This is a genomic window from Acinetobacter sp. CFCC 10889, assembly GCF_003268395.1.
Taxonomy (GTDB): Bacteria; Pseudomonadota; Gammaproteobacteria; order Pseudomonadales; family Moraxellaceae; genus Acinetobacter.
Genome location: NZ_LQXQ01000026.1, coordinates 44,464 through 57,051, shown reverse-complemented (window position 1 = coordinate 57,051; position 12,588 = coordinate 44,464). Strand labels below are relative to the sequence as shown.

Annotated in this window: 8 protein-coding genes; 4 read left to right on the top strand and 4 right to left on the bottom strand. The window is 40.5% G+C overall.

From position 1 onward, the window contains the following. Nucleotides 1-92: 92 nt before the first annotated feature. The 4 genes from fusA to AVJ19_RS11580 form a co-directional block, all read right to left on the bottom strand. Nucleotides 93-2,228, bottom strand: a complete 2,136-nt coding sequence (gene fusA, locus AVJ19_RS11595; protein WP_068974881.1) for an elongation factor G — start codon at nt 2,226-2,228, stop codon at nt 93-95. A gap of 190 nt (nt 2,229-2,418) precedes the next feature. Next, nucleotides 2,419-2,889: a 30S ribosomal protein S7 gene (gene rpsG, locus AVJ19_RS11590; RefSeq protein ID WP_004655203.1), complete on the bottom strand. Its 471-nt coding sequence runs from the start codon at nt 2,887-2,889 to the stop codon at nt 2,419-2,421. A gap of 178 nt (nt 2,890-3,067) precedes the next feature. Beyond that, the gene (gene rpsL, locus AVJ19_RS11585) at nt 3,068-3,442 is read right to left on the bottom strand and encodes a 30S ribosomal protein S12 (RefSeq protein ID WP_002050319.1); all 375 of its coding nucleotides are present in this window, start codon (nt 3,440-3,442) and stop codon (nt 3,068-3,070) included. Between the two features lie 187 nt (nt 3,443-3,629). Next, nucleotides 3,630-5,069: an EcsC family protein gene (locus AVJ19_RS11580; RefSeq protein WP_111859855.1), complete on the bottom strand. Its 1,440-nt coding sequence runs from the start codon at nt 5,067-5,069 to the stop codon at nt 3,630-3,632. A gap of 248 nt (nt 5,070-5,317) precedes the next feature. On the opposite strand from AVJ19_RS11580, the gene AVJ19_RS11575 reads away from it, so the two are divergent. From AVJ19_RS11575 to AVJ19_RS11560, 4 genes are read left to right on the top strand one after another with little or no spacing between them, the layout of a single operon-like run. Then, nucleotides 5,318-6,430 carry an ATP-binding protein gene (locus AVJ19_RS11575; RefSeq protein WP_111859854.1) on the top strand — a complete coding sequence of 371 codons (1,113 nt, stop codon included), beginning with the start codon at nt 5,318-5,320 and terminating at the stop codon, nt 6,428-6,430. A gap of 2 nt (nt 6,431-6,432) precedes the next feature. After that, a complete protein-coding gene (locus AVJ19_RS11570; RefSeq protein WP_111859853.1) occupies nt 6,433-9,006 on the top strand; it encodes a DUF5682 family protein in 2,574 nt (857 codons plus the stop codon). Further along, nucleotides 9,003-10,181 carry a VWA domain-containing protein gene (locus AVJ19_RS11565; RefSeq protein WP_111859852.1) on the top strand — a complete coding sequence of 393 codons (1,179 nt, stop codon included), beginning with the start codon at nt 9,003-9,005 and terminating at the stop codon, nt 10,179-10,181. The genes AVJ19_RS11570 and AVJ19_RS11565 overlap by 4 nt, the downstream gene beginning before the upstream one ends. After that, nucleotides 10,178-12,346 (top strand): SWIM zinc finger family protein, encoded by a 2,169-nt coding sequence (locus AVJ19_RS11560; protein ID WP_111859851.1) that lies wholly within the window; start codon nt 10,178-10,180, stop codon nt 12,344-12,346. Before AVJ19_RS11565 ends, AVJ19_RS11560 begins: the two co-directional genes overlap by 4 nt. Nucleotides 12,347-12,588: the final 242 nt, after the last annotated feature.

The window sequence follows — 12,588 nt, the reverse complement described above, 5'->3', positions numbered from 1 at the left end:
AGTTCTTCCTTTTTAAGCTACTCATACAGGGTCACTGTATGAGCAATTGGTTTTTAACTATGTATTAGTTTGGGCTTATAGTAATCGAAAGATTACTCGTCGTCACCTTTTTTACCGCCATTTTGGAATTTAGAAATGATGCCTTCAGCCACGTTACGTGGAGTTTCAGCATATTTAGCAAATTCCATAGAGTATGTCGCACGACCTTGAGACATAGAACGCATTTGAGTCGCGTAACCAAACATCTCAGCAAGTGGAACTTCAGCACGAATTGCTTTAGTACCGCCAGGTAAATCGTCCATACCTTGAACCATACCACGACGACGGTTTAAGTCACCCATGATATCACCCATGTAGTCTTCAGGAGTTTCTACTTCAACTTTCATGATAGGTTCAAGAAGGATAGGATCTGCTTTCATGAAACCATCACGGAAGGCATAAGAACCTGCCATTTTGAACGATAATTCGTCAGAGTCGACATCATGGTAAGAACCATCAAATAATGTCGCTTTGATACCCACAACAGGGTAACCAGCCAAGACACCATTCTTCATACGTTCTTGAATACCTTTGTCAACCGCACCAAAGAATTCTTTAGGTACTACACCACCAACAACTTCTTCAGCGAACTCGTAATCTTTACCAGCATCTTCAGCAAGTGGTTCAAGACGTACGTATACGTGACCAAACTTACCTTTACCACCAGTTTGACGAACGAATTTACCTTCTTGTTCAACCGATTTTTTGATCGTTTCACGGTAAGAAACCATTGGTTTACCAATGTTCGCTTCTACACCGAATTCACGCTTCATACGGTCAACAATGATGTCAAGGTGAAGCTCACCCATACCCGCAATAATCGTTTGACCAGATTCTTCATCTGTACGAACGCGGAATGATGGATCTTCTTTTGCCAAACGACCTAAAGCAACTGACATTTTTTCTTGGTCAGCTTTAGTTTTAGGTTCAACTGCAAGTGCAATTACTGGCTCTGGGAATTCCATACGCTCTAGTGTAATTACGTGGTTTTCATCACATAATGTATCACCAGTCGTTGTATCTTTAAGACCTACACACGCTGCGATATCACCTGCACGAATTTCTTCGATGTCGTGACGATCGTTAGCATGCATCTGTACGATACGACCAATACGCTCACGTTTCATTTTTACTGGGTTGTAAACAGGGCTACCTGCTTGAAGAACACCAGAGTAAACACGTACGAACGTTAAGTTACCTACGAATTTGTCGTTCATGATTTTGAACGCTAACGCAGAGAACGGTGCTTCATCAGACGCTTCACGAGAACCTTCAGTTTCGTCTTTGTCGTCAAGAATACCTTTGATCGCTTCAACGTCAGTTGGTGCAGGTAAGAATTCAATTACAGCATCCAACATACGTTGAACACCTTTGTTTTTGAATGCAGAACCACACATCATTGGCTGAATTTCATTCGCCAAAGTACGTGTACGTAGACCGCCAACAATCTCTTCTTTAGTTAGTTCGCCTTCTTCTAGGTATTTATCCATGAGTTCTTCTGATGCTTCAGCAGCAGCTTCAACCATGTTAGTACGCCATTCTTGCGCTAATTCAACCAATTCAGCTGGGATCTCACCGTATTCAAACTTCATACCTTGAGATTCTTCATCCCAGATAATCGCTTTCATTTCGATAAGGTCAACAACACCTTGGAAGTTTTCTTCTGCACCAATTGGAACAACGATAGGCACTGGATTTGCACCTAAACGAGTTTTCATTTGCTCAACAGCACGGAAGAAGTTCGCACCAGTACGGTCCATTTTGTTAACGAACGCAATACGTGGCACTTTATATTTGTTTGCTTGACGCCATACTGTTTCAGACTGAGGTTGTACACCACCTACAGCACAGTAAACCATGCACGCACCGTCAAGAACACGCATAGAACGTTCTACTTCGATTGTGAAGTCAACGTGTCCCGGTGTGTCAATAACGTTAATACGGTGTTGGTCGAACTGGTTGCCCATACCTGACCAGAAGCATGTTACTGCTGCTGAAGTAATGGTAATACCACGTTCTTGTTCTTGTTCCATCCAGTCAGTAGTCGCAGAACCTTCGTGAGTTTCACCAAGTTTGTGGCTTTGACCTGTATAGAACAAAATACGTTCTGAAGTCGTTGTTTTACCAGCATCAATGTGTGCAGAGATACCAATGTTACGATAACGAGAAATTGGGGTTTGACGAGCCATGATTTCTTGCATTCCTAAATTTTTATTTGTTTAAAACAGGACGCACCAATGAAACATTGATGCGTACGGATACTCAGTACGAATGTGGGCGACTTAAATACCCGCAAATCCCCCACTTGGGTAAAGTGCGATATTGAAGCGTGCTGCTGTACGCATGAGTATTCTCCTGATAAGGGACTGTTTTAGCCGCTTAGAAGCGGTAGTGAGAGAAGGCTTTGTTAGCTTCAGCCATACGGTGCACATCTTCACGTTTTTTGATCGCTGCGCCTTTGCCTTCAGCTGCATCAAGCAACTCACCAGCAAGACGTAACGCCATAGTTTTTTCAGAACGCTTAGCAGCAGCATCTACTAACCAACGCATAGCCAAGGCAGTACGACGGGATGGGCGTACTTCCATAGGTACTTGGTATGTAGCACCACCAACACGGCGTGCTTTTACTTCGACCATAGGACGAACTTTTTCAAGAGTAGTCTCGAAAAATTCAACTGGGTCTACTTTGTTTTTTTCTTGAACGCGATCTAAAGCACCGTAAACGATACTTTCAGCAATAGATTTTTTACCATCTTGCATTACGTGGTTCATGAATTTAGCGATTGTTTGGCTACTGAACTTAGGATCCGGAAGGATTTCACGAGCAGCGACTACGCGACGTCTTGGCATTTTAAACTACCTATAAATATGACACTTCAGGTTTATCCAGCATGAGTACAAAGTGTCATGTACTATTCGCTGGCCTTACTACACGTCGCTTGAATTTCACAAAATAAATGCAGAAATCAGACAAGCGAGACGATAAAGGATTGCGGTTCTATAATCTTAAGCTTTAATTCTTAACGAATTATTTCTTAGGACGTTTAGTACCGTATTTTGAACGAGACTGGTTACGATCTTTAACACCAGCACAGTCCAAAGAACCACGAACGGTATGGTAACGTACACCTGGTAAGTCTTTAACACGACCACCACGGATAAGAACAACACTGTGCTCTTGTAGGTTATGACCTTCACCACCGATGTAGCTAGAAACTTCGAAACCTGAAGTTAAACGCACACGGCAAACTTTACGCATTGCTGAGTTAGGTTTTTTAGGTGTAGTTGTATAAACACGTGTACAAACACCACGACGTTGTGGACAAGCCTTCAACGCAGGAACTTTAGATTTTTCAACTAAAGTTGTGCGACCCTTACGGATCAACTGATTTGTTGTTGCCATATGGCAATTCTCCCGTTAATAAAAAGCCTCAAAAAAATACCACTTTTTGAGGGCATGCAATTGTAAGTCAAGATGCAAAAATGGTCAACATTCGACACTTATCAAATATTGACCATCTCTGTATTTTTTCAATCTTTTTCAGGTGTTTTTTTCACCACACATCAAATTAACCTCAGATGTTTTACTCTTAATTTTTCTGACTACGTTTAGATTTTGTTGTGGCTTCAATATTTTGCGTCACAGCTTCATTGTCATTGTTCTGCTCAACTCTCGTTTCTACATCAATATTTTCTTGTTTAGCTTGTGCATCTTTTGTTGCATTTTTTTCATCTGCTTGCGTATTTTCAGTCAATTTCTCTGAGTTTTCAGTCTCACTTAAAGCAGATTCATCTGTAGAAGCCGTATTTTCTACTGCAACATGCGCTTTGGCTAAATCAGCAATACTGGTTTCTTCTGTATTTTTAAGTACCTGTGCTTCATCTTTTGTGAGCACTTGTACATCTTGAATAATATCATTTTCTATCACATCTTCGACGACAGGCGCTGCATCTTCTTGGTCAGGTGATTGTAATAATAAACTGGCTTGTGAAAGTAAAATTTCTGACTTTTCAAAAGCTGCTAATGCACTGATATTTTCATCAGGATGTTGAATCAAGTATTGCTGCGCACCTTTAAATACAACCTGTGCTTTGTCAGTGGCATCATCAACCAACTTCCAACTATAAGTCGCACTAATCCCAATACATGCCAATGGTGCTAATTTAGAAATAATATTCAGTTGTGGCAAGTTATCTAACCAAGCCCATTTCAATGTGCCATCTTCATTACTCAACCAATTTTTCAAAACATCTGATGAATTACTCGACCCGACCAATTGCTGAAACTGACTGACATCATGACTTTGTAAAGTCGTTGCAAAAGTCCTTACAGCAATTAATAAAGCTTGTTTTTCTGCCACAGAGCCAATGTCAATTTTCTTAAAAATAAATTCTACAACATCCTGATCTTCAGGCTTTAACTCAAAGCCATGCGCACGTCCTGTTTGATAAATACTACGCAGCGCCAAAGCAATCGATGTTGGTACATCAATGGCTGAACCTATCACCCCTGTCGCCCCTGTTAATGCACCTTGAATCGCAGCAAGGACCTTATTTTGATTGGCTAAAGCTTGACTAATACGCTGTGAACGTGCTGAATCTTGACTGAGTTCTTTTAAATCTCTCACGCCCACTTCTTTAAGTAATTTATCAACCGAACTACCTTCTGAAACAAAATCATTCAACTTATCAAAAAAATAATCTGACATTTTGTCATTCAGTTGTGGTGAGATAAATGAAGCAACATTATTGATTTTTTTATAATGCCGACCGAGTAACTGACTAGATACTTTGGGCAAATGTTCACGCATCATTTGCTGTGGATTATCATATTGTTTTTTTTCAAACATGCTTTGGCTACGAGCTTTTCCTTCCACGATAGAATTTTTTTCAGGACTTTGACTTAACTTAGTCACAGAATTTGGTGCAACGTGGTTTAAGAGACTTAAACCTGTTGTCCCGATTTTTTTAGCGAGACCAAATGTATTGGATAACATGCTACCTGATTGTTTATTATTAGAATCTGCCATTTGCACTCCACTCCATTCATTTTTATCGGCTTAGCTAAATACTAAGGATAGTCAAACATTATCTCAACTCTATTTATACATGTTTGTGCAAAAATACAAAAACATGACAATTTATTGACGCTAAACATCATTAAGATCACTAAAGTCATAATTTGTCGTATTGATGCTAACAACGCTAGCGCTCTATGTCATGCCTCGCTATGATGATTTTAAGTTTTAAAAAGATATTTAGATAAATGGATCGCAAGATGAATAACAATCAACAATTGTCTACACCACAAACACAAGATAAATTAAAACTCAGCGCTGAACAAAAATATGCCGAAGAACTACAGCGTTTACAAGAACATGATCAAAAGCGTAAACCACAAGGATGGCAACTGTCTGCCTATGCAGTACGGGATTTTATTTTAGGTAATCCTCAGCTCGATATTCAAAAGAAATTTTATGGTGATGATGCCTTGGTCGATCGTGCCTTAGTCACTTTAATGGGCAACCAAGGCTTGATGCTTGTCGGTCAACCCGGTACTGCAAAATCCATGTTATCTGAACTGTTTAGTGCAGCAATCAGTGGCAACTCGCAACTCACGGTGCAAGGGACAGCAGGGACAACCGAAGATCACATTAAATATTCATGGAATTATGCGCTGCTTTTATCAGAAGGTCCTACGGATAAATCCTTGATTCCCTCCCCGATTTATTTTGCGATGCAACAAGGTAAATTGGCACGCTTTGAGGAAATTACCCGTTGTCCGCCTGAGATTCAGGATGTATTAGTGTCGTTATTGTCCGAAAAACAAATGATGATTCCTGAAATGGGACAAGATTTTAGTGTCTCAGCGCAGCATGGTTTTAACTTGATTACCACAGCCAACTTGCGTGATCGTGGTGTACATGAAATGTCTGCGGCATTGAAACGTCGCTTTAATTTTGAAACTGTAAAACCAATTCAAAACCGTGACTTTGAAGTGGAATTGGTACAGTTACAACTGAAACAGCAAGTCGGTGATTTATTTTCAGAACTGACTGTGCCACCGCAAGTGATTGAATTGCTTGTCACCATTTTCAATGAATTGCGTACAGGTCAAAGTCTACAAGGTGCAAATTTAAAAACCCCTGATGCGGTCATGTCGACTGCGGAAGCGGTGAATATCGCCCATGCTGCAAGTTTACAAGCGATTTATTTGGGCAATGGTGTATTGCAAGCTGAACATATCGCACAACAATTGATCGGTGTGGTGTTTAAAGACAACCCTGAAGATGCCAAACGTCTGCGTTATTATTTGGATAGTGTGGTCAAAGAACGTGCCCGCCAAGACAAAGATTGGAAAGCCTTTTTTGATGCAAGCCGTGAGTTTTAATCATGGCAGAATTTCACGCAGCAGCACTGCCTGAACGACTGCAACAGGCATTTCAAGCCAAGCAAAGCCTTGCCGCACAACAGGTTTATTTTGCGCCTGTGCGTCATCATAGTCCTGCCTGCGCCTATGCTTTGCAACAGTATATTCAGGCTCTCCAACCCACACATATTTTGATCGAAGCACCACATAGTTTTCAGTTTTTACTTGAAGCCTTGTTGGATGCGGATACGCAGCCACCGATTGCGATTTTTGCACAGGCACAGCGACACAAAGCAGCTCAAGCATCTTCGCAGAGCAAAAAATCAGATGAGGATGAAGATCCGCAAGATGATCAAACGCCTGCGCTCTTTTCGGCTTATTATCCTTTCTGTGAATATTCACCTGAATGGGTGGCACTGAAACAAGGTACAGCACAACATGCCAAGGTCGAATTTATTGATCTGTCTTGGCAAGAACAAAGTGCGTTTAAATTGGAAAATGCACCCTTAGATTGGTCACAAAAAAATCTGATTTCTGAGCGTTATTTAGCGCACAGCCAATATATTCAAAATCTTGCGCAGCAGTTGCATTGTCGTAATCATGATGAGCTTTGGGATCATTTATTTGAATTACAAAGCATTTCCAAGCTTAAAGAGGCTGAAAATTTTTTCGACGATGTCTTTACATGGTGCTCTTTGGCACGTTTAGACTATGAGCAGAATGTGCTGTTACAGGAAGCCTCCTTGCATCGTGAAGACTGCATGTGGCAAAAAATTCAAGCCTGTTTAAACCCCAAACATAAAATTTTGGTGGTCACAGGCGGTTTTCATACCTTGGCTTTGATTGAAAATTTAACACAAAAAGACACAGCAAAACGCTACCCAATTCAAGTCAATAAAAAGGAAAAATGGCAGGAAAATGCATGGTTAATTCGTTATAGTTTTGACCGCTTGGATGCGTTAAATGGTTATGCTTCAGGTATGCCATCGCCTGCATTTTATCAACAATTTTGGCAAGACCTGAATCAAGCAGATGCACAGGAACAGTCACAAACGCATGTTGATGAACATTTGATTCAACAACAATTTTTAAAATATCTGACCGAAATTTGTCATCATTTGGATGAGAAACAAGTTTTGGATGTTACCGCCTATATTGCCCTGAAAAATACCGCAGAATTGGCGTTTCAATTGGCACATTTACGGGGTCATTATCGCCCAAGTCGTTATGACCTGTTGGATGCCTTGCAAAGTGCCTTGGTCAAAGGTGAATTGGATGATGGACAACACCTGTTATTTCAGGAAATTTACAGTTATTTAAGTGGGCAACAACTTGGTAAAGTCGCTGCACATCAGCACAGCCCTGCGCTATTACAAAATATTTTTAAACAAATTGAAAAATATCGTTTCAATGTCAGTGATACCATTCCACGCAACCGAAAACTTGATATTTACCGTAAACCATTACATCAAGACATCAGTCAATTTCTGAATTTACTTGAATTTGTCGATTGTGGTTTTGCACAGCGTCTGTCAGGTCCTGATTTTACGCATGGCGCAGGTCTAGATTTGCTGTTTGAAGAATGGCGTTATACATGGTCGCCCTCGGTTGAAGCGCGTTTGATCGAACTTGCAGAATTGGGCGATCAGTTACAGCAAATTGCCTTAGGAAAAATTCTCGCTTTACAACAACATAATCAGGAAAATGGACTCGGACAATCGGCATTTGAAACTGCAAAATTACTGACTTTAGCCTGTCGTTTGGGCTTAAAAGAACAACTGAATATTTTGCAAAAACAATTGGATGATTATTTACAAACAGATCAAAGCCTACACTCTGTCGTTGCTGCAGCACAGCAATTGTATTATCTGTGGAGTGGGCGCAAATTATTGCAATTGCCTGAACATATTTTACAGCAAAGTTTAGTTCAGGCAGTGAAGCAAGCCTGTTTTTTACTTGACCAACTGTATGACACACATGAAGATAAAATCGAAGAAAATCTGAAAAGTTTTAAGACTTTACATGATTTGATTTTGTCTGTTTCCAAGCTCAAACCACAACAAGACAATGATTCACTCTTGGCATTGTTTTATCAGCATGTGGAACGGCAACAGTTTGATCAATACCATCTCAGTAAATTAAAAGGTGCTTTGGATACCTTAATGTTTCTTGATCATCGCATTGATCAAGCGCAATTACAGCAATATTTAAAAACTGCCTTTGCCATCGGCTGTGATGCCGATGAAGCCGTACAATATATTCAAGGTATGTTTGCCATTGCGCCTGAGATTTTTGTGCAATCCCCGATTGCGATCAATGCCTTATATGATTTGGTCAAACATTGGCGAGAAGATACTTTTTTACAGATTTTGCCTGATCTGCGTTACATTTTCAGTCAACTCAGTCCAAAGCAAAATTCATCCGTTTCGCAAAATATTGCCCGTATGGCAGGACTTGCCGAAGATATGGTTTTAGATCAAGTCCATAGTCATATCAATGAACACGACATGCTGAATGCAGCACACTTAAACCAACAATTACAACAACTTTTACAGCATGATCAACTGCAAGATTGGATCACAGGAGTTGAAAAATGACACAAAACAACACTGCGCCATCCGATTTAGATCAACAAGAAACTGCATTGGACAGCTTAGATGCAGCACGGCGTTGGCGACTGATTTTAGGACGTTATTCGGATCAAAGTTTATCCGCAGCCAATTTATCAGGTGAACAGCTTAAATTGGAACGCAATCTCGACTATTTATATCAAAATGAATATAAACGCCGAGGGGTTCAGCAAGGTTCAAACCGACATGGTGGGCTTGAGGGTTCACAACTGACAGCGATCAATTGGCTCAATCAAAGTCGAAAATTATTTCCCAAATCCACTTTTGAACGGATGCAAAAGCATGCACTTGAACGTTATCAGTTAAAAGACTTACTGAAAGACCCGCAAAGTATTCGTGAATTAGAACCCAACCCTGCCACTGCCAAAGCACTGCTCAGTATGCGTGGGCGTTTGAGTGCCGAAGCCAAAGAAGCGGTGCGGGATGTGATTCGTCAGGTGGTTGAGGAATTATTACAAAAAATTCGCACAAATTTTTTGCAGTCGCTACAGGGTCGCCGCAATCGTTTTCGTCGTACCCATATCAAGCAAGCACAAAATTTTGATTGGAAACGTACCATTCAAAACAATCTGAAAAATTATCAACCTGAGCATAAAAAGCTGATTATTCAAAATCCAATTTTTAATGCACGAGTGCAAAAGCATTTGTCTTGGGAAATTGTACTGTGTGTGGATCAGAGTGGTTCAATGCTTGATTCGGTGATGTATGCTGCGATTTGTGCAAGTATTTTAGCGGCATTGCCTGCGGTAAAAATCAGCTTGGTGTTGTTTGATACGCAAATTGTCGATCTCAGTCATTTGGCGCATGATCCTGTCGAGGTCTTGCTCACGGTACAACTCGGTGGCGGAACCAATATTGGCAAAGCGATGGAATATTGTGCCAAAAAAATTACCCAACCGAATCGCAGTATTTTGATTCTGATCAGTGATTTTGAAGAAGGCGCATCGGTGCAGCATTTACTAAATACCACCGCCCAACTGAATGAACAAGGTTGTAAATTACTTGGGCTTGCGGCTTTGGACAGTCAAGCCAATCCTGTCTATGACAGCAATATGGCGCAAAAATTACAACAACGTGGTATGCAAATCGCAGCAATGACGCCTGATCATTTAGCCACTTGGTTTGCGGAGGTGATGCAATGATTGGGCAAATTTATCTGCATTATGATGAAGACAGTTTGGCATTACACAGCAACGCAGGCTTGATTCGTCGTGCCAAAAAGTCGCTTGAAGATGTGCAACTCGTTCAGGGAAATGCTGCACCTTTACAGTTTAAAGTTGAAGAATTTGAGGTTAGTTTACCTGAGCAAGGCATTACCGAAGCACAATGTAGCTGCCCTGCGCAAAGTTGTTGCAAGCATATTCTCAGCAGTATTTTTTGGTTACAAGAAAATCAAAATCTGACTGCAAATACCATAGAAAGCACTGAAACATCTGCTGAAGCAAGCAATACAAATAGCAATGAAAATAACAATAAAAGCACTACAGAAAATATTGATGCCACTGTAGACAATACCCAACACAGCGCAACTGAAAATATTGCTACACATACGGCTTTAAATACAGCTTTAATGCTAAAAGACAGTGCATTATTTAAAAAAGCAGGCAAAGCACAAACCCGTTTGGCTTTTGGAATTTGGCAGAGTTTTTGTCAAAATCCTGAGCATTGTCAGATTGACATTACACCTGAAAAAATCAGTTTTAAAACCACATTCAGTGACCATGCTATTTTATTTTTCCCACCGACAGGTTTTGATGGGATTTTGTCAGACCTTGCAGACAATAAGAAAAATGCGGTGCATCTTGCCTGTATTGCCTATTTATTTCACTTAAATGCACCTGAACAATGGCAATGGGCGGAAGATTTACAGCAACAACTCAGCCAAGAACATCAATACATTTTAAATCCTGAAGATGTTGAATTTATTCAAGAGTTACAACAACTTTGCCAACATTTTATTCAGCAAGGTTTATCACATTTAGCCAAAGAATCAGTCTTGTCATTGCACATTTTAAATATGCAGGCACGTGCACAAAATTTACCACGCCTCGCAACGCAGTTAAGACAACTGCATGGTGTGATGCGACAGTTTTTAGAAGATGATATTCAGATTGATGAACAGCAAATTTTCTCGCAACTCGCCTATCTGAATGCCTATTTATTTGCGTTGCAAAATAGCCAAAACCAAGCGGAAAATTTCACTCGCCTGAAAGGTGCGGTGCAACGTGATTATCAGGAAAACAGTACTGAGCGTCTGATTCCTTTAGGCTGTGAATGGTGGCAAACCGACAGTGGCGCGCAAGGTTTAACAGTGACCTTTTGGGATGTAGAACAACAGCATAGCCGTGAAGTGACGCAAGCCCGAGCCAATCGCTTAGACAGCACATTTGATAAACATAATGTGGCGCAAACAGGCATTTGGGGCACATCTTTGGATTATTTGCTCAGTCATCAAATTCAACTGAATATTTCCAAAGCAAGCTCCAAAGTCAATCTCAGTGCAAGCGCAGAAACTCGATTTAGTCAACTTGCTGACTTTAAAGCGCTGAGTATGGATGATTTTCAGCAGCTCAATATCGGTATCAGTCGTTGGGCAGATCTGTATCAATATGTACAGCCAACTTCAAGTTTGGAACTCAATCCATATCGTTATGTGTTACTGCGTCATCAACAGATTTTTGCACCTGAACTGAACGAGCAACAACAATGTTTTGAATGTCGTATTCAGGATGATGATGGGCAAAGTTTAAAACTGACTTTACCGATTGAAATCGAATATCAAGTTCGTATTAAGCACCTCACCACGCTCATTCAACAAAATGAAAAAATCGTGGCAACACTCGTGCGTTTGGATACATCACAGCAAAATATTCAACTGATTCCATGCAGTGTGATGATACAGAAAAAGCAAGGTTTGGAAATTTTCAGTTTGGATTATCATCATCCACCCTATAAAAAAAGCAGTTTGGGTGAATTGATCACAGGTCGGATTGAAAAATTATTGCAACAGAAAAAGCAGTGGCAAAGCCAACAGCACTATTCTGCTTTGGACATCGCCACACAGCAAACCCTATCTGTGCTTGAATTTTATGCCAATACAGGACGTGCTGTGCTTGATCCTGATGACAAACAGAAACTGCAACACGCTGCACAGTTGTATGAAGATTTGGGCTTGGACATGTTGCAACGCAGTATTCAAACAGGAATCGCAAGTGAAAATTTGGCAGCCGCTTTACTGAAATGGCGACATTTATTTTTACAAATACAGCGTCTGTCTTATCGCTTACCGATAGAAAATTCGATTTAGATGGTGAATATGCTGTACGACATATCAGGACTGTTATAAAACAAACAGAAGATGTAAGAATACTAATCTTTGAAATTATCTTATGATAACTTTTCTATAAGAATCGTCATACTAGTGTGCTATCACGTCAGGCGACATGGATGTCGCCATGTTGGGCAAGGATGATATGGATATCCCCTTTGCCCAACAAAGGATTTTTGTCACCTTGCGGAACACATCCCTCATCCCTCAAAAGTGGGGTA

Coding starts and splice junctions, on each gene's coding strand:
- fusA (WP_068974881.1), bottom strand. CDS start 2,228: ATGGCTCGTCAAACCCCAATTTCTCGTTATCGTAACATTGGTATCTCT.
- rpsG (WP_004655203.1), bottom strand. CDS start 2,889: ATGCCAAGACGTCGCGTAGTCGCTGCTCGTGAAATCCTTCCGGATCCT.
- AVJ19_RS11565 (WP_111859852.1), top strand. CDS start 9,003: ATGACACAAAACAACACTGCGCCATCCGATTTAGATCAACAAGAAACT.
- AVJ19_RS11560 (WP_111859851.1), top strand. CDS start 10,178: ATGATTGGGCAAATTTATCTGCATTATGATGAAGACAGTTTGGCATTA.
- AVJ19_RS11580 (WP_111859855.1), bottom strand. CDS start 5,069: ATGGCAGATTCTAATAATAAACAATCAGGTAGCATGTTATCCAATACA.
- rpsL (WP_002050319.1), bottom strand. CDS start 3,442: ATGGCAACAACAAATCAGTTGATCCGTAAGGGTCGCACAACTTTAGTT.
- AVJ19_RS11570 (WP_111859853.1), top strand. CDS start 6,433: ATGGCAGAATTTCACGCAGCAGCACTGCCTGAACGACTGCAACAGGCA.
- AVJ19_RS11575 (WP_111859854.1), top strand. CDS start 5,318: ATGAATAACAATCAACAATTGTCTACACCACAAACACAAGATAAATTA.